The following is a 17875-nucleotide window of genomic DNA, read 5'->3' on the forward strand; positions in this document are numbered from 1 at the left end:
CATCTGTACGAATCCGGAATGTAAGCATAGCGAATGGTTTCTGGATGGCAGCGTGCCAAGCGGGTTCGACTTGCCGGATAAGCCCTGTCCAAAGTGCGGACAGAAGCTGAAGGGAGAAGGACAGGATATTCCGTTCGAGACCTTCCTTGGCTTTAAAGGAGACAAGGTTCCCGATATCGACTTGAACTTTTCCGGTGAGTATCAGCCCCAGGCCCATAACTTTACCAAGGTCATGTTCGGTGAGAAGAATGTGTTCCGGGCGGGAACCATCGGTACAGTGGCAGAGAAAACGGCATTCGGTTTTACCAAGAAATACGAAGAAGAGCATCACAAGCATTGGCGGGGCGCGGAGCTTAACCGGCTGGCCGCTGGCTGTACGGGCGTCAAGCGGAGCACGGGCCAGCATCCGGGCGGGATTGTGGTCGTGCCGGATTATATTGAAGTAGAAGATATAACGCCGGTGCAGTACCCGGCCGATGATACGGAAGCGGAATGGATGACCACGCATTTCGATTATCACGCCTTTGATGCGAACCTGCTCAAGCTTGATATTCTCGGACACGATGATCCGACCATGATGCGGATGCTGCAGGATTTAACCGGTGTTGATCCGACGACTATTCCGATGAATGATCCCAAGGTCATGTCGATGTTCAACTCTACGGAATCGCTCGGGGTCTCGCCGGGGCAAATCCGCACTCCGGTAGCAACCTACGGGATACCCGAAATGGGTACCAAGTTCGTAAGACAGATGCTGGTTGAATCCCAACCATCCTCCTTTGCGGACTTGCTGCAAATCTCCGGACTGTCGCATGGAACCGGCGTATGGCTTGGTAATGCCCAGGAACTGATCAAGAACGGAACCTGTAACATCAAGACCGTTATCGGCTGCCGGGACGATATTATGCTGTTCCTGATCTATAAGGCGGGAATGGATGCAGGCCTTGCCTTTAAAATTACGGAGAGTGTGCGTAAAGGGAAGGGATTGTCTCAGGAATGGATCGATGAAATGAAGAAGTGCAAGGTTCCGCAATGGTACATTGATTCTTGTCTGAAGATCCAGTATATGTTTCCGAAGGCGCACGCGGCGGCCTATGTTATTTCAGCTGTGCGTACCGCCTACTTCAAGCTCTATTATCCGATTGAATATTATGCGACTTACTTCTCGGTCCGGGGCGAGGACTTCGATCTGGAGCTGCTCTGTCAGGGCTACGATGCGATCAACCGCAAGATTGACGAGATCGAGCAGAAGGGATTCCAGGCCCTTCCGAAGGAAAAGAACATGCTTCCGATTCTGGAAATGGCACTGGAGATGACCGCGCGCGGCTTCCGGTTCAAGAGCATCGATCTGTATCGTTCCGATGCCACTAGATTTATCGTTGACGGCGACGCCTTGATCCCGCCGTTCTCGGCCTTGGGCGGAATTGGCGTCAATGCGGCCCGCAACATTGCAGCGGCGAAGGAGCAAGGCGAGTTCCTGTCCGTCGAAGACTTCCAGCAGAAGTCAAAAGCGAGTAAGACTATTGTTGAATTGCTCGGCTCGATGGGCTGCTTCCGCGGCTTGCCGGAGAGCAATCAACTATCGCTGTTTTAAACGGACGTAAAGGGGATTTACTTGTCAGTCTTAACGGACTATGTTATAATTTTTTTGGTAATCATGAAGATAGAACCGTTGCTAAAAGAGTGGGGAAACCCACTCTTTACTGTTTGGTATACAGGAAACAACCATATGGAGGTAATGTAAGCTTGAGCACACCGAAGATCAAAGCGGCCGTCGAGGATATGGTCAACCCTTATTTGGAGGAAAACGGCTTTGAGCTGGTAGACATTGAATATGTAAAGGAAGGCAGCAATTGGTTTCTGCGTGTTTTCGTCGATAAGGACGGGGGCATCGATATCGATGACTGCGGCCGGATCAGTGAGTTTTTGAGCGAGAAGCTTGATGCGAACGATCCGATTCCTACAGCTTATTTTCTGGAAGTATCCTCGCCCGGTGCGGAACGTCCGCTCAAGAAAGCGGAGGACGTTGCGAAGGCGGTCGGCAAGGATGTATTCGTAACTACATATGAACCGGTCAATGGCTTGAAGGAGTTCGAGGGTCGGCTGCTCTCTTTTGCGGGGGAAGAGCTCGTGATCGAGATCGGCAAGAAGACCTATACGGTTCCTTACGGTAAAGTCGCCAGCGCCCGGTTGGCCATTATATTTTAGGGCTGTTCAGTCTCGTTGCTGAGCAGGCTCTTTAAGCTGAAGAACACGGTTTATATGAATGGGTTGGCACTATGAAAGGGGGAACTCGAGGCAAATGAGTATGGATTTTATCGAAGCCATGAATGAGTTGGAAAGAGAAAAAGGAATCAGTAAGGATATTCTGTTTGAAGCCATTGAAGCCGCATTGATCTCCAGCTACAAACGGAATTTTAATGCGGCACAGAATGTGCGGGTTGACATGAACCGCCATACCGGCGCGATTAAAGTTTTTGCACGGAAGATGGTTGTCGAGGATGTATTGGATCCCCGTACCGAGATTTCCCTGCCGGCAGCGCGGGAATTGAACCCGAGCTTCCTGATTGACGATGTGGCTGAGATCGAGGTGACGCCTCGCGACTTCGGGCGTATTGCAGCCCAGACGGCAAAGCAGGTTGTGACCCAGCGTATCCGTGAAGCGGAGCGCGGCTTGATCTATAATGCCTTCGTTGAAAAAGAAGAAGACATTGTAACGGGTATTGTGCAGCGTCAGGATCTGCGCAATATTTTTGTCGATTTGGGCAAAGTGGAAGCGCATCTTCCGCTGAACGAGCTCATGCCGAACGAAAAATTCAAGCACGGAGACCGGATCAAGGCCTATATTACCAAAGTGGAGAACACGACAAAGGGACCTCAGATTCTTCTCTCGCGTACACATCCCGGGCTGCTTAAACGTCTGTTCGAGCTGGAAGTGCCTGAAATTTTCGAAGGTGTGGTCGAAATTCGCTCCGTAGCTCGTGAAGCAGGCTTCCGCTCCAAAATTGCGGTATATTCCCGCAATCCTGAAGTCGACCCGGTCGGATCCTGCGTTGGACCAAAAGGAACCCGTGTACAGACCGTTGTGAATGAATTGCGTGGAGAGAAGATTGATATCGTTCGCTATTCGGATAGCATTGAGGAATATGTGGCTAATGCATTGAGCCCTTCCAAAGTGCTGGAGGTTCAAGTGTTTGAGGCTGAGAAAATGGCTCGCGTCATCGTTCCGGATTATCAACTTTCTCTTGCCATCGGGATCAAAGGACAGAATGCCCGTCTAGCTGCCAAACTGACCGGCTGGAAGATTGATATCAAGAGCGAGACACAGGCAGAAGAGGAATTCGGCAGAGAGAAGACCGACCAAGAAGAATTGCCTCAAGACTCTGTTTCAATTGATTAAGCGATAATTCGCTTTATTGAGATAGCCCGTAAGGGAATGGACGGGGGTTATGAAATGAAGCCTAGAAAAGTGCCGTTGCGCAAATGCGTAGCATGCCAGCAAATGAAGCCGAAGAAATCCCTAATACGCATAGTGCGTTCACCGGAAGGCCAGGTATCGATTGATCTCACCGGCAAAAAGTCGGGGCGGGGAGCCTATTTATGCGGACAGGTGGCTTGCTTCAAGCTTGCCCACAAGAATCGCGCTCTCGACCGGGCCTTGAACTCAACGGTAGGTCCCGAGGTTTATGAGCAGCTTGCCAGAGACTTCCTGGCCGTGGAGGAAGAGTACCTTCTCACCCGGGACCGGGAAGGAGATGACGATCATGAGTAAAATGCTATCCCATCTCGGCCTTGCTGTTAGAGCGGGAAAGCTGGTGACAGGAGATGAACTTGTTCTGAAAGGAATCCGTTCATCGGAAGCAAGACTTGTCGTTATAGCGGCTGACGCTTCACCGAATACAGTAAAGAAATTCCGTGACAAATGCAGAACCTACAAAATCCCATTGATCATTGGATTCGACCGTGACCGGCTCGGATCCAGCGTAGGTAAGCCGGAGCGGGTCGTACTCGCACTGACGGATCAAGGGTTTGCCGATATGATTGCCAAAGAAATCGAGAATACGTCGGAGGTGGAGTATATTGAGTAAACAAGATAACAAAGATAAGCTCAGGGTGTATGAATACGCCAAATCCCTAAATATGAGCAGCAAGGAAATTATTACGATTCTTAAGCGTCTTAATATCCCGGTTAATAATCACATGAGCGTTATGGAGAATGACTCCGTTACTCGTGTAGAACAATTTTTCAAGGATATTAAGAGCAATGCAGCTGCCAAACGGACCGAGGCTCCCGCTAAATCGCCGGCTCCGGCTTCCGCAGGAGGAGGCCAGTCGCCTAGAGCAACATCAGGAGAGCGGAATCAGACTCGTCCAGAACCTACTCGAGGCCCTGAAGGGCAGCAGAGATCGCAACACAAAAATCAACAAGAAAAGCAGGTAAGCATGAATAAAACAACTCAAAACACCCATTCGTCTGCCACAGGCAGCACTCAGGCTACACAGGAAAGATCGAACAATCGTCCTAGCGGAGGACAACAGCAATCCCAAGGCTCCAGACCGAGACCAAATCAATCATCGAATCCTAACCGTGGGCCTCAGCAAGGAAGAACTCAGGGCCAAGGCCAGTCCCAAGGTCAAGGGCAAGGATCGCGTAATGATTCCTCTAACCGTTCTGGCGGAGGCAACAATCGTCCTGCGCAGCCGAATCGTAATTCATCTGCCGGCGGCAATTCAGGCCAAGGCGGAGGCTTCTCCAATAATAACAACTCCAGAGGCGGGCAAGGCGGCGCTGGCAACCAGTCCGGCTCCAATTTTGGACAGCAGGGTAACCGTAAAGGCTCCAACAACAACAATTACAATAGATCGAATCGTTCGTTTGACGATAACCGTCAAGGCGGCTACAAGAATAACCGTGGCGGCAAAGGGAATCGCGGCAGAGGCGGATACAATCAACAGCCGCCTCGCGAGAAGATCGACAATACACCGAAGAAGATTATTGTTCGCGGCACGATGACTGTTGGTGAGACGGCTAAATTGCTTCACAAGGATGCGAGTGAAGTAATCAAGAAGCTGATTTCCCTCGGTGTTATGGCTACGATTAACCAGGAGCTGGACATCGACACGATCCTCCTGCTGGCCGGTGATTTCGGCGTAGAGGTTGAAGTGAAGATACCGGTCGAGGACGATCGTTTTGAGACGATTGAAGAAGTGGACGATGCAGCTGATCTGCGTGAGCGTCCTCCGGTTGTGACGATTATGGGTCACGTCGACCACGGGAAAACCACGTTGCTTGACGCCATCCGTTCCACCAATGTTACCGGCGGAGAAGCCGGAGGTATCACTCAGCATATCGGGGCTTATCAGGTTGAGATCAACAGCAAGAAGATCACCTTCCTGGATACGCCGGGCCACGAAGCCTTTACAGCTATGCGTGCCCGCGGAGCACAGCTGACCGACATTACGATTATCGTGGTTGCTGCCGATGACGGCGTAATGCCGCAGACGGTAGAAGCTGTTAACCACGCTAAAGCAGCCGAATTGCCTATCATCGTTGCGGTGAACAAGATTGATAAGCCGGAAGCAAACCCTGATCGTGTGAAGCAGGAGCTGACAGAGTATGGTCTTGTTCCGTAAGAATGGGGCGGAGACACGATCTTCGTCAACGTTTCGGCGAAGCAGAGAATGGGACTTGAGGGTCTTCTGGAAATGATTCTGCTGGTAGCAGAAGTGAACGAGTATAAAGCGAATCCGAATAAGCGTGCACGCGGTGCTGTGATTGAGGCCGAATTGGACAAGAGCAGAGGTCCTGTGGCCCGTATTCTGGTCCAGCACGGAACCTTGAAGGTCGGTGACGCATTCGTAGCGGGTAATTCGTTCGGACGGGTTCGGGCGATGGTCAATGACAAGGGCCGCCGTCTGAAGGAGGCAGGACCATCGACACCTGTTGAGATTACCGGCTTAACAGAGGTTCCGCAAGCCGGAGATCCGTTCATGGTGTTTGAGGATGAGCGTAAAGCTCGTTCCATTGCGGAGAAGCGTGCGATTACACAGCGCCAGTCCGATCTTGGAGCTAACACTCGCGTAACGCTGGATGATCTGTTCCGTCATATTAAGGAAGGCGAGATCAAGGATCTGAATGTCATTATCAAGGCTGACGTACAGGGCTCTGTTGAAGCATTGAAGAGTTCCTTGGAGAAAATTGAAGTGGAGGGCGTGCGCGTCAAGATTATCCACAGCGGTGCCGGTGCAATTACCGAATCCGATGTTATTCTCGCCGCGGCATCCAATGCGATTATTATCGGATTTAACGTTCGTCCGGATACCCAGACGAAGACGACAGCTGAGCAGGAGAAAGTCGATATCCGTCTGCACCGCATCATTTACAATGCGATTGAGGAGATCGAGCAGGCCATGAAGGGAATGCTGGATCCGGTATATAAAGAAGCCGTAATCGGTCATGCGGAAGTGCGTAATACCTTCAAGATCAGCAAGGTGGGCACGATTGCCGGATGTATGGTTACACAAGGCAAGATTTCCCGGAATGCCGAAGCTCGTCTGATCCGTGACGGCATCGTTATTTATGAAGGCAAAATAGATTCGCTGAAGCGGTTTAAGGATGACGCGAAGGAAGTTGCGCAAGGTTATGAGTGCGGGATTACCCTGGATAACTATAATGACCTTAAAGAAGGCGACATTGTCGAAGCGTTCGTGATGGAAACCGTGGAACGCAAATAAGATGGGGTGACTCTCATGGCAAAAAATCGTACCGGCCGCGTAAGCGAGCAGATCAAGAAGGAACTCAGTGTATTGATCCAAACGGAGCTGAAGGATCCGCGAATTGGCTTTGTCACCATAACAGGCGTCGAAGTAACAAGCGACTTGTCCCAGGCAAAGGTATACTTGAGCGTTTTCGGTGATGAGGATGCCAAGCAAGCTTCGCTGAAGGGGCTGGATAAAGCAAACGGGTTTTTGCGGACAGAGCTCGGCAAACGGATTCGGCTTCGTCATACACCCGAGCTGCTCTTCAAGATTGATGAATCGATCGCCTATGGAAGCAAAATCGAGAAGCTTCTGGGAGAAATCTCCCATGAAGAGGAAAATTAGAATTTAAAGGAGACGGCAATGCAGACTCATGAACAGGAGTTTCGTCAGGCGCAGCAATTCCTGAAGGAGCATGATCAATTCCTCGTCGTGTCGCATGTACAGCCGGACGGAGATGCAGTCAGTTCTACCCTTGTGGTGGGCTGGCTTCTCTCATGTCTGGGCAAGAAATTCGTTATGGTTAATGAAGGACCGATCCCTAAGCGTATGGACATCCTTGAGAACTCAGAAGACATCGTTGATCTGTCCCGGCAGCCGCTTGATGAAACCTTCGATCACATTATTTGTGTCGATTGCGCCGACTTCAAGCGGACCGGGAAGACCAGCCTGTTATTTTCAGAGCGTGCCTGCATTTTGAATATTGACCATCATCCTACCAATAATGGATTCGGCACCTTCAATCTCATTGTAGAAAAGGCAGCTGCGACCGCTGAAATTCTCTTTGATCTGATTACCTTCATGGGGATTAAATTGAACCTTGCCGCGGCAACAGCTCTGTATACGGGGTTGTTGACGGATACCGGCGGCTTTCGCTACTCCAATACCTCGCCGAAAGTCATGGAGACCGCATCCAAGCTTCTGGAATATGGCGTGGATGGTCCAGGCCTCAGCGAACTGTTTCTGGAGCAGATGACATTTCCTCAGCTCAAGCTGTTGACCCGGGCATTGAACGGTCTGCAAATGAGCGAGGATGGCAAGATCAGCTGGGTGACTGTCGATGATGAAGATTTGAGCGCGACAGGAGCGATTCATGAGGATATGGAGGGAATTGTGAATTACCCTCGTAATATCCTGGGCGTAGAAGTCGGCCTCTTGTTTAAAGTCATTGACGAGACTGCGGTCAAGGTTAGCATGCGTTCTGCCGGGAAGGTCGATGTTGCCCGAGTGGCTCAGCACTTTGGGGGCGGCGGACATGTTCGCGCCGCAGGAGCGCGGCTGGAAGGAAGGCTGGACAATGTCATTCGCCGTGTGATTGAGCAGGTGAAGGCAGAGCTATGAACAAGACAAGCTATGAAGGCATTTTACCGATTCATAAGCCGGCGGACTTCACCTCTCATGATGTCGTGGCTAAGACCCGGGGCATTTTGCGGATGAAGCGCATAGGCCATACGGGGACCCTCGATCCGGCGGTGACCGGTGTACTGCCGCTTTGCTTGGGTCGTGCCACCAGAATGGTAGAGTATTTGCAGGAGCTTCCCAAGGAATATGAAGCCACGCTCGTTCTGGGTGTTGCAACGGATACCGAGGACTTGACCGGCACGGTTACCGAAAAGCTGGAACGGGTTCAAGTAACAGAAACACAGCTCAAGGAAGTGCTGAACCGTTTTCTGGGGACCATATCTCAGATTCCGCCGATGTACTCGGCGCTGAAGCAGAACGGAAAGCGGCTTTACGAGCTGGCAAGAGAAGGAGTCACGGTTGAAAGAGCTCCGAGAGAGGTAACGATTTACGAGCTGGAGCTCCTGCATTTTGATAATTCGAAGGATCACCCTGAGCTTACGTTCCGTGCATTATGCTCAAAGGGGACATATATTCGAACGCTATGTGTAGATATTGGACGCGCCTTGGGGGTTCCGGCAGCGATGAAGCAATTGAAGCGTACGATGTCGGCCGGGATTACCGAATCCCATTGTCTGACACTGGAAGAAGTGGCTGTCCGCGTACAAAATGGCACCCTTCAAGAGGCGCTGCTGCCTGTGGACGAAGCCGTTCGTCATCTTCCCGCTCATACCGTTCATGAAAGCAGGCTTAAGGGAGCGCTTCAGGGGCAGCGTTTGTCGCGCAGCGCAGTTGAACCGTCGGCAGCTCCAGGGTCGCTATTTAGACTTTATAGCCCTGAGCAAGTATTCTTGGGGATCTACAGAAGTGATGACGAGACCGGCACCGTAAGCCCGGTCAAGGTGTTTTTGCCATAAAAGCAATTATATAAGTTGAATTCATTTTGTTGCGCAGTTACTATGTATGTTGAACTAAAAGGGCTGCGTGGAAAGGGCATAAGTGTGAAATGTTCTGGAAGAAGCGGGAGCGTTCGCCTTTGTGAGAGGATTTCTACCTTAAGATGGCTTAGTTCAGTCAGAGAAATCCGCGAACAACAGCGATCGGAAGAACACTTCACACGTTGCCCCAGCATGCATAATCTTTAGTTCAACCTATATACATACGTTGCCCTGCAACGCATGATCATTAGCTCAACTTATATAGCAACGAGAAATCAGACTGGAATTGCAGGTGAGAAATGTAATGGAGACGATAACCCTAACTTATCCTTTGACAGATTCAGCTGTAACGGCGGCTGCCAGACCGCAGATCCTGGCCATCGGTCAATTTGATGGTTTACATCTGGGACATGCGAGCGTCATTAAGACAGCGGTTCAGTTAGCCAGAGAATTGGGCTTGCCTGCAGCGGTTATGTCCTTTCACCCCCATCCGAAAGAGGTTATGAAAAAAGGGGATTACGAGGGCTACCTGACTCCTCCTCAAGAGAAAGAGCGGGTTCTTCAGGGAATGGGCGTTGATTACTTATATGTCGTGGAGTTCAATGATGCCTTCTCCAGAGTCAGCCCGCAAAATTTTGTGTGCGGTATGCTTGTACCCCTAAATGTACATACGGCCGTAGTCGGCTTTGATTTCCGCTTCGGGTATCGTGGGGAAGGTCATGCGGGTTTGCTTCAGGAGCTTAGCGAAAACAAGCTTCAAGTGAATACAGTACCGCCTTTCTTGATTCATGAAGAGAAGGTCAGCAGTTCGGGCATTCGGAGAGCGCTGCAGGATGGAAATATGGAGCTGACCAAGCTGTGGCTTGGCCGTGCCTATGCGGTTAAGGGAACAGTAATGCATGGAGAGAAGCGCGGCCGTCTGCTTGGATTTCCCACGGCGAATGTGCAGCCGGACGAGCATTATGTTCTCCCGGCCAGAGGCGTATACGCAGTTCTTGCGGAGTATCGGGGCAAAAAGTGGCCGGGAGTCATGAATGTCGGTGTTAAGCCAACCTTCCATGATAACGGGGTTCGCCCTTCGCTGGAGGTTCATCTGCTTGACTTTGAAGGACAACTGTATGGAGAAGAGCTGCGGATCGAGCTGATTCAGTATATCCGGGAGGAACGGAAGTTCTCCGGTATGGATGAACTGATTGGCCAGATCACCAAGGATGCCGCGACAGCCAAGCAAATATTGACCGCTTCGGACTTTTGAACTGACATTTACTTTATATAGACATCTGTGATATACTGATATACGTTGCATAAGCGGAGTATTCCGTGTGCTTGCAACGCAACCTTGGCTTGGTTACCGGTCTCACCGTCCGGCTACTAGGCTAACGGCGATTTGAATAAGAGGAGGTGAACAGGATGGCATTAACTCAAGAACGTAAACAACAACTGATCGAAGAGCACAAAACTCATGAATCCGATACCGGATCACCAGAGGTGCAAATTGCTATCCTTACGGAGAACATCGTGAATTTGACGGACCACTTGCGTACGCACAAGAAGGACCATCATTCCCGTCGCGGTCTTCTGAAGATGGTTGGTCAACGCCGCAAGCTGTTGGCTTACTTGAAGAACAAAGACGTTAGACGTTACTCCGCTTTGATTGAAAAGCTCGGATTGCGTCGTTAATTTGCATGTGTTTGACCGAAGCAGCCTGGTTGCCGCCGATTCGCTCCTATGCGGACGGCGACATACCGGGTTGTTTTTGAAAGAAGACAAATAGGTATAAGCTATAAAATTGCCTGTAAGCGCGGCAGGGCCTCCTTGATCGTACGTCGCCAGACGTTTTTTTTGTGAATGCACGGACAAGCCCATTGTTTCCGCAGGTTATGAATCCATGCAGGCAGGAAATAATGGAAGTTGTACCGAACTTGTACTTGTGATAAGGAGGGATTTCATGGAAAACCATGTGAAAATGCAATTGGGGGGAAGAACCCTCATTCTCGAAACCGGACGCTTGGCGAAGCAAGCCAATGCTGCGGTAATGGTTCGCTACGGAGATACGGCGGTGCTCTGTACGGTAACCGCATCTTCCGAACCGAAAGATTTGGATTTCTTTCCGCTGACTGTGAACTATGAAGAAAAGCTCTATGCAGTAGGGAAAATTCCCGGCGGATTTATAAAACGTGAGGGACGTCCCAGTGAAAAAGCGATTCTCGCCAGCCGTTTGACAGACCGGCCGATTCGTCCGTTGTTCCCGGAGGGCTTCCGGAACGATGTGCAGATCGTTAATCTTGTTATGAGTGTGGATCAGGATTGCGAGCCTGAGATTGCCGCTATGATCGGTACCTCGGCGGCGCTGAGCATTTCGGATGTACCGTTTAATGGTCCGATTGGCGGTGTGGCGGTAGGGCGGATCAATGGCGAATTTGTCATTAATCCTACGCTGAGCCAGCAGGAAGAAAGCGACATTTATGTGGTTGTATCCGGTACAAAGGATGCCATTATGATGGTAGAAGCCGAAGCGAACGAGGTTCCGGAAGAGGTTATGCTGGAAGCGATCATGTTCGGGCATGATGAAATCAAGAACATTGTAAGTGTCATTGAAGAACTTGTAGCGGTTGCAGGCAAGGAAAAAATGGCGGTCAAGCTTCATGCAGTTGACGAAAATGTGAACCGTGAGGTTCGTGATTATGCTGCCGGGCGTCTGGTCGAAGCCGTTCGTATTGCTGAGAAGCATGCGCGTCAGGATGCAATTGATGCTATCAACGATGAGACAGTAGCCTATTTCGAGGAGAAGTACATAGAGTCTCCGGAGTTCATGGGCGATGTGAAGGAAATATTGCATGATATCGTGAAGGAAGAGGTTCGCCGCCTGATCACGCATGATAAGGTTCGTCCGGATGGACGCAAGCTGAGCGAGATCCGTCCGATTGAGTGCGATATCAACCTGCTGCCGCGTACTCATGGCTCCGGTCTGTTTACGCGTGGTCAGACTCAAGCGCTTAGTATCTGTACGCTCGGCGCGCTTGGCGATGTCCAGATTCTTGACGGGATTGACCCGGAAGAATCGAAGCGCTTCATGCACCACTATAATTTCCCTCCGTTCAGCGTAGGGGAAGCACGGCCGCTGCGGGCTCCGGGCCGCCGCGAAATCGGTCATGGCGCTCTTGGTGAGCGTGCGCTGTCTAAGGTCATTCCTTCGGAAGCTGAATTCCCATACACGATTCGCCTCGTATCCGAGGTATTGGAATCGAACGGTTCGACCTCCCAGGCAAGTATTTGTGCGAGCACGCTTGCCATGATGGATGCAGGCGTACCGATCAAGGCTCCGGTTGCTGGTGTGGCTATGGGTCTGATTAAGGATGGCGAGCATGTCTCAATCCTTACCGACATTCAAGGGATGGAAGATCATCTGGGCGATATGGACTTCAAGGTGGCAGGTACCTCTGAAGGCGTAACCGCGATCCAGATGGATATTAAAATTGACGGTATTGACCGTCAAATTTTGACTGATGCTTTATCTCAAGCAAAGGAAGGACGCATGCACATTTTGTCCAAGATGCTTGAAGTGATTCAGAAGCCGAAGGAGCAGCTGTCCCAGTATGCGCCTAAGATTATGATCATGAACATCAATCCGGACAAAATCCGCGACGTCATCGGCGCCGGGGGCAAAATCATCAACAAAATCATCGAAGAAACCGGCGTAAAGATCGACATCGAACAAGACGGCCGCGTATTCATTGCTTCTGCTAACGAAGAAATGAACCAAAAAGCCCGTTCGATTATCGAAGGCATCGTTCGCGAGGTGGTTGTTGGCGAGATCTATATCGGTACGGTAAAACGGATCGAGAAGTTTGGCGCATTTGTGGAAATTTTGCCGGGTAAGGATGGCTTGGTGCATATTTCCCAGCTGTCAACGGAACGGGTAGGCAAAGTGGAAGATGTAGTCGCCATTGGAGATACCGTGACGGTTAAAGTCACAGAAATTGACCAGCAGGGCCGTGTGAATCTGTCCCGCAAGGCGGTATTGACAGCGGAAACGGAACAATCCCCATCGTAATTTGACCGATTAACAGTTCATACCGAAAGAGACAGAATGAAAAGTTCTGGCTCTTTTATTTTTTTTACAGGGAAATAAGGAAGCTTTTGTATAATTCAGGACGGGCTTTCATATGATGAGGACAAAACCCGCTGAAGGGATGAGTCTGTCATGGATCGGAAAAAGTTCGGCATTATCTTGGCAAGCATTGGTATTATTTTGCTGGTGGGGCATTTAACCGGGGTTCGCAGCTATGTGACTGGAGACCGTCTGGGGCCGGGGAGAGATGCCTTCAGCCGCTTTGCCGAGACACAGGGCGAGGAGCAATTACGGATCCGGATCACGGAGGAGGCCGCCAAGCGCCGGATCGAACCGATTGACGCAGTCGTTGATCGGGTCTGGAAGGCGATCCCGGGTTATAACGGACGCGAGGTGGATATCGAGCGTACCTACCAGCAGGCAAGGGTGCAGCCTCCGGGTACTCCGATTACCTACATATATAAGGATATTGAGCCAAAGGTCAGCCTGGATGATCTGGGCGCACAGCCGATTTACAGGGGAAACAGCTCGAAGCCGATGGCAGCATTAATGATTAATGTTGCATGGGGGAACGAGTACATTACTCCGATGCTGGACGTGCTGGAGGCAGAAGGAGTAAAGGCGACTTTCTTCTTTGATGGCAGTTGGCTGAAGAAAAATACGGAGCTTGCAAAAGAGATTCAGAAGCGTGGTCATCAGTTGGAGAACCATGCCTATTCCCATCCGAATATGAGCCAGCTTGGAGATCAGCAGGCCAGACTGGAAATCTCCAAGACTAAGGATTTGCTGAAGGAGACGCTGGGCGTTCAAAATCGATGGTTTGCGCCGCCTTCAGGCGATTTCAATGATCGAACGGTGAAGCTGGCAGCAGAACAAGGACTCAAGACAGTGCTGTGGACGGTGGATACGATCGATTGGAGAAAGCCGCCGGCCGATACGATTATCAGCAGAGTTGAGGCCAAGGTTGGCCCAGGCAGCTTGATTCTGATGCACCCGACGGCCTCCACACGCGATGCCTTGCAGGGTATCATCAAGACCATTCGCAGCAAAGGGCTGCAGCCTGGGACCGTGGAGGAGACCCTGTCTTCGGATAGGCTTGATCTGAGTGATAAGTCTTCCTGAGCATGTCTTTCGCAAAGGTTGAGGAAAAGGTTAATTTTTGATAGGATAGGGATGCATTTGTTCATTTGATTAAATCCAATGATGGAATTACGAAGAGTTGAAAATGAGGAGGCCTACCGGTGAAGAAGTTGCAATTAAAGAACGGCCTTCGGGTGGTCATGGAGCAGATTCCGACCTGCCGATCCGTTTCTTTCGGCATTTGGGTGAAGACCGGTTCGCGGAACGAAACGTCAGAGCAGGGCGGGATATCGCATTTTATTGAGCATATGCTGTTCAAGGGGACCGAGCGATTCAGCGCCAGAGATATAGCTGAGGAATTTGATGCGATCGGCGGTAATGTCAATGCGTTTACGTCTAAAGAGTACACATGCTTCTATGCTAAGGTGCTGGATGAACATTTGCCGATAGCAGTCGATGTTCTGTCGGATATGTTCTTTCGTTCCAAGTTCGATGAGGAAGAAATGGATCGTGAGAAGAATGTTATTCTGGAAGAGATCTCGATGTACGAGGATACGCCGGATGATATGGTGCATGATCTGATCACTCAGGCAGCATACGGAACTCATCCGCTTGCTTTGCCGATTCTCGGCACGGAAGAGAAGCTGCTTGCTATGGGACCGCAGCAGTTGCGCAGCTATATGGGCGAAAGGTACACATTGGATAATATCGTTATCGCTGTCGCCGGAAATATTAACGATTCGATCGTAGAGCTGTTGGAGAAGCATTTTGGCGATTTCGAAGGCCGTGGAGGGAATGTTAGCCTGGAAGCTCCTGAATTTATGAGCGGGTTAAAGTTCCACCGTAAAAAGACGGAGCAGAATCATCTATGCCTTTCTTTCCCTGGCTTGCCGATCGGTCACCGGAACCAGTACGCGATGGTGCTGCTCAACAATGCGCTGGGCGGCGGGATGAGCTCCAGGCTGTTCCAGGAGATTCGGGAGAAGCGGGGCTTGGCGTATTCGGTATATTCCTACCACAGCTCTCATGCGGACAGTGGATTATTCACGGTGTATGCGGGAACGGCGCCGAAGCAGACCAAGGATGTGCTTGACCTGACGATGGAGGTGCTGCACGAGATTTCCCGCAAGGGGATGAGTGAGAAGGAGCTGCGCAAAGGCAAGGAACAGCTCAAGGGCAGCCTGATTCTAAGTCTGGAGAGCACAGGAAGCCGGATGAATCGGCTTGGCAAGAACGAGCTGATGACAGGCCGTCATTATACGCTCGATGAAATGATCGAACAGATTGAAGCCGTTACGATGGAACGGGTAAACGAAGTGATCCAAGATATGTTCAGCAAGCCGTATGCGCTGGCCATGGTAGGGGCTTCGGACCGTGTTCTGTCTGGCGTAAGGAGAGATGAACTTGTCGTATAACGTTCAATTGAAGAGACTAGCCGGAAATGAAGATATTGAGATCCCGCGCAAAATGTCGGAGCTGGCCTCCGGCTTTGATCTGTACGCTGCTGTGACGGAGGATTTGATTCTTCATCCGGGACAGCGCGCTTTGGTTCCAACAGGCATTGCGCTGGCTATGCCGGGAGGACTTGAAGCGCAAATCAGACCTCGCAGCGGGCTGGCCTTCAAGCACGGCATTACTTGCTTGAATACGCCGGGAACCATCGACGCGGATTATCGCGGCGAGATTAAGGTGCTGCTGGTCAATCTGGGACAGGAGCCGTTTACGATCTCACGCAATGAGCGGATCGCTCAGATGGTGTTCCAGATCGTCCCTGAAGTTGAATTGACACAGGTGGACGAGCTGTCGGAAACGGTTCGCGGCGCGGGCGGCTTCGGCCATACAGGCACTAAATAATAGATTTTTATCAACCGGACAGGGAGATCATCCCTGTCCGGTTTTTTCTGCCTCCATAAGCATGGGAACGGGCGTATTTGAAATCGGGTTGCTTCCTGAAAAGTATATTCCGGCAACCCGAATTCAAGGAACGGCTGAAACCCGATACCTCTTTCCTCTGCTTGCCAACGTTAGGACAACGTGCACGCCCCCGGACCACCAGCTTTTTTCCATTGCGTCCCCTCACCACTTTCTCCTCCATGGCATAAGATGCTCTATACGTATTGCCTGGAAGGAGTGCCGACTTTTGATGTTAACCGGTCTGACCATTGTTTTTTTAGGGGGTGACGCCCGTCAGGTGGAGGTCATCCACAAATGCATCGAAATGGATGCAACAGTGCGCGTTGTCGGATTCGAGAACCTGGCGCCTCCGCTGACTGGTATTTCAAATGAATCCTTAACTCCGGAGTTGCTCAGAGCGGCGGACTGCATCGTGCTCCCTGTTGTCGGGTGTAATGAACAAGGGGAGGTTCCGGCTCCTTTCTCAAGCGCCAGCATCCAGTTGAAAAAGGAGACGTTGGCGGAGATTCGAGAAGGAACACCGGTATTTACAGGGATGGACAAAGGATATTTGAAGCGTATGGCATCCGAATATTCCTTTCGTCTGATCGAGTTATTGGAGCGTGACGAGGTAGCGATTTATAATTCAATTCCTACCGCCGAAGGGGCGGTTATGATGGCGATCCAGAACACGAAGATTACGCTGCATGGATCGAATTGCATTGTGCTGGGAATAGGCCGGACGGGATTCACACTGGCGAAAACACTGCAAGGTTTGGGAGCAAATGTACAGGTGGGACTGCGCAGGGAAGCGGATAGGGCGAGAGCGGTTCAAATGGGCTGGAAGCCTTTTGTGACAACGGATTTGAGCGTTTATCACAGCGGAATTGACTTGATTTTTAACACGATACCGACTATGATTATCACAGCACAAATCATCTCCAGATTGTCTCGTGAGGCGGTCATTATCGACCTTGCCTCCGCTCCCGGAGGAACGGATTTTCGCTTCGCAGAGAAGCGGGGAATCAAGGCGATTCTTGCCCCTGGTCTACCCGGTATTGTAGCTCCCAAAACGGCTGGCATTATTATGGCGAACACGATTATTCAGTCACTTTTGGAAGAGTGTCAACTACGGGGGGATGAATAGTGAACTGGCAGGGGAAAACGGTTGGTTATGCGGTTACGGGATCACATTGTACGCTGGAGGAGATTATGCCGCAGGTGAAGCGGTTTGTTGACGCTGGTGCTGAAGTTGTGCCGATTATTTCCAATACGGTCATGAGTACGGACACCCGGTTTGGAAAATCAGAAGATTGGCAAAAACAGTTGAAAGATATTACGGGGAATGATATTATTTCTTCAATTGTCGACGCTGAACCGCTTGGCCCGTCAAAGCGTCTGGATGTTCTTGCGATTGCCCCCTGCACAGGGACGACGACCAGCAAGCTGGCGAATGCGGTGACCGACAGCCCGGTGCTGATGGCTGCCAAAGCAACGCTGCGCAATGGCCGTCCTGTTGTAATCGCCGTCTCCACGAATGATGGACTGGGCTTTAATATGGCGAATATCGCCAGGCTGATTGTTGCCAAGCATATTTATTTTGTGCCTTTTGGTCAAGACAGCCCGGAGAAGAAGCCGAATTCTTTGGTTGCACGTATGGGACTTATTCCTGAAACCTGTTATGCGGCGCTTGAAGGAAGACAACTGCAGCCTGTCATTATTGAACGTTTTCGCGATGAAGTGTAATTTGAAATGAGTGCAGGACTAAAGCGGCACATTGATTATGCCGCCG

The 17875-nt window shown here is 50.8% G+C and carries 16 protein-coding genes and 1 pseudogene; all 17 read left to right on the plus strand.

Features of this window, described 5'->3' with window-relative positions:
• A partial coding sequence (locus TX85_RS27395) for a PolC-type DNA polymerase III (RefSeq protein WP_044478394.1) occupies positions 1 to 1594 on the plus strand: 1594 nt, incomplete at its 5' end.
• 152 nt (positions 1595 to 1746) lie between these two features.
• Positions 1747 to 2208, plus strand: coding sequence for a ribosome maturation factor RimP (gene rimP / locus TX85_RS07080; RefSeq protein WP_044478395.1), 462 nt, complete (start codon positions 1747 to 1749; stop codon positions 2206 to 2208).
• 94 nt (positions 2209 to 2302) lie between these two features.
• Positions 2303 to 3400, plus strand: coding sequence for a transcription termination factor NusA (nusA, locus tag TX85_RS07085; protein ID WP_044478396.1), 1098 nt, complete (start codon positions 2303 to 2305; stop codon positions 3398 to 3400).
• A 54-nt stretch (positions 3401 to 3454) separates the two neighbouring features.
• Positions 3455 to 3772, plus strand: coding sequence for an RNase P modulator RnpM (gene rnpM / locus TX85_RS07090; protein WP_044478397.1), 318 nt, complete (start codon positions 3455 to 3457; stop codon positions 3770 to 3772).
• A complete protein-coding gene (locus tag TX85_RS07095; protein ID WP_044478398.1) occupies positions 3765 to 4088 on the plus strand; it encodes a L7Ae/L30e/S12e/Gadd45 family ribosomal protein in 324 nt (107 codons plus the stop codon). The genes rnpM and TX85_RS07095 overlap by 8 nt, the downstream gene beginning before the upstream one ends.
• Positions 4081 to 6735, plus strand: a pseudogene (gene infB, locus TX85_RS07100) (translation initiation factor IF-2). Before TX85_RS07095 ends, infB begins: the two are co-directional and overlap by 8 nt.
• 15 nt (positions 6736 to 6750) lie before the next feature.
• On the plus strand, positions 6751 to 7104 hold the full coding sequence (gene rbfA, locus TX85_RS07105; RefSeq protein WP_044478399.1) for a 30S ribosome-binding factor RbfA: 354 nt from the start codon (positions 6751 to 6753) through the stop codon (positions 7102 to 7104).
• Between the two features lie 18 nt (positions 7105 to 7122).
• Positions 7123 to 8100: a DHH family phosphoesterase gene (locus TX85_RS07110; protein ID WP_044478400.1), complete on the plus strand. Its 978-nt coding sequence runs from the start codon at positions 7123 to 7125 to the stop codon at positions 8098 to 8100.
• Positions 8097 to 9017, plus strand: coding sequence for a tRNA pseudouridine(55) synthase TruB (gene truB, locus TX85_RS07115; RefSeq protein ID WP_044478401.1), 921 nt, complete (start codon positions 8097 to 8099; stop codon positions 9015 to 9017). The genes TX85_RS07110 and truB overlap by 4 nt, the downstream gene beginning before the upstream one ends.
• A 325-nt stretch (positions 9018 to 9342) precedes the next feature.
• A complete protein-coding gene (locus TX85_RS07120) occupies positions 9343 to 10293 on the plus strand; it encodes a bifunctional riboflavin kinase/FAD synthetase (RefSeq protein ID WP_044478402.1) in 951 nt (316 codons plus the stop codon).
• 155 nt (positions 10294 to 10448) lie between these two features.
• Positions 10449 to 10718 carry a 30S ribosomal protein S15 gene (gene rpsO, locus TX85_RS07125; RefSeq protein WP_044478403.1) on the plus strand — a complete coding sequence of 90 codons (270 nt, stop codon included), beginning with the start codon at positions 10449 to 10451 and terminating at the stop codon, positions 10716 to 10718.
• 268 nt (positions 10719 to 10986) lie between these two features.
• Entirely contained in the window at positions 10987 to 13092 is a 2106-nt protein-coding gene (gene pnp, locus TX85_RS07130; protein WP_044478404.1) for a polyribonucleotide nucleotidyltransferase, read from the plus strand.
• 150 nt (positions 13093 to 13242) lie between these two features.
• Positions 13243 to 14232, plus strand: coding sequence for a polysaccharide deacetylase family protein (locus tag TX85_RS07135; RefSeq protein ID WP_044478405.1), 990 nt, complete (start codon positions 13243 to 13245; stop codon positions 14230 to 14232).
• Positions 14233 to 14351: 119 nt separating this feature from the next.
• Positions 14352 to 15605 carry a M16 family metallopeptidase gene (locus tag TX85_RS07140; protein WP_044478406.1) on the plus strand — a complete coding sequence of 418 codons (1254 nt, stop codon included), beginning with the start codon at positions 14352 to 14354 and terminating at the stop codon, positions 15603 to 15605.
• On the plus strand, positions 15589 to 16044 hold the full coding sequence (gene dut, locus TX85_RS07145) for a dUTP diphosphatase (protein WP_044478407.1): 456 nt from the start codon (positions 15589 to 15591) through the stop codon (positions 16042 to 16044). Before TX85_RS07140 ends, dut begins: the two co-directional genes overlap by 17 nt.
• Before the next feature lie 289 nt (positions 16045 to 16333).
• Positions 16334 to 17230: a dipicolinate synthase subunit DpsA gene (gene dpsA, locus TX85_RS07150; protein WP_044478408.1), complete on the plus strand. Its 897-nt coding sequence runs from the start codon at positions 16334 to 16336 to the stop codon at positions 17228 to 17230.
• Positions 17230 to 17829, plus strand: a complete 600-nt coding sequence (locus TX85_RS07155) for a dipicolinate synthase subunit B (protein WP_044478409.1) — start codon at positions 17230 to 17232, stop codon at positions 17827 to 17829. Before dpsA ends, TX85_RS07155 begins: the two co-directional genes overlap by 1 nt.
• The last annotated feature ends 46 nt before the right edge of the window (positions 17830 to 17875 follow it).

The sequence above is a fragment of the Paenibacillus antibioticophila genome, assembly GCF_000455265.1.
GTDB lineage: Bacteria > Bacillota > Bacilli > Paenibacillales > Paenibacillaceae > Fontibacillus > Fontibacillus antibioticophila.

Coding starts and splice junctions, on each gene's coding strand:
- nusA (WP_044478396.1), top strand. CDS start 2,303: ATGAGTATGGATTTTATCGAAGCCATGAATGAGTTGGAAAGAGAAAAA.
- rnpM (WP_044478397.1), top strand. CDS start 3,455: ATGAAGCCTAGAAAAGTGCCGTTGCGCAAATGCGTAGCATGCCAGCAA.
- TX85_RS07095 (WP_044478398.1), top strand. CDS start 3,765: ATGAGTAAAATGCTATCCCATCTCGGCCTTGCTGTTAGAGCGGGAAAG.
- rbfA (WP_044478399.1), top strand. CDS start 6,751: ATGGCAAAAAATCGTACCGGCCGCGTAAGCGAGCAGATCAAGAAGGAA.
- TX85_RS07110 (WP_044478400.1), top strand. CDS start 7,123: ATGCAGACTCATGAACAGGAGTTTCGTCAGGCGCAGCAATTCCTGAAG.
- truB (WP_044478401.1), top strand. CDS start 8,097: ATGAACAAGACAAGCTATGAAGGCATTTTACCGATTCATAAGCCGGCG.
- TX85_RS07120 (WP_044478402.1), top strand. CDS start 9,343: ATGGAGACGATAACCCTAACTTATCCTTTGACAGATTCAGCTGTAACG.
- rpsO (WP_044478403.1), top strand. CDS start 10,449: ATGGCATTAACTCAAGAACGTAAACAACAACTGATCGAAGAGCACAAA.
- pnp (WP_044478404.1), top strand. CDS start 10,987: ATGGAAAACCATGTGAAAATGCAATTGGGGGGAAGAACCCTCATTCTC.
- TX85_RS07135 (WP_044478405.1), top strand. CDS start 13,243: ATGGATCGGAAAAAGTTCGGCATTATCTTGGCAAGCATTGGTATTATT.
- dut (WP_044478407.1), top strand. CDS start 15,589: ATGAACTTGTCGTATAACGTTCAATTGAAGAGACTAGCCGGAAATGAA.
- dpsA (WP_044478408.1), top strand. CDS start 16,334: ATGTTAACCGGTCTGACCATTGTTTTTTTAGGGGGTGACGCCCGTCAG.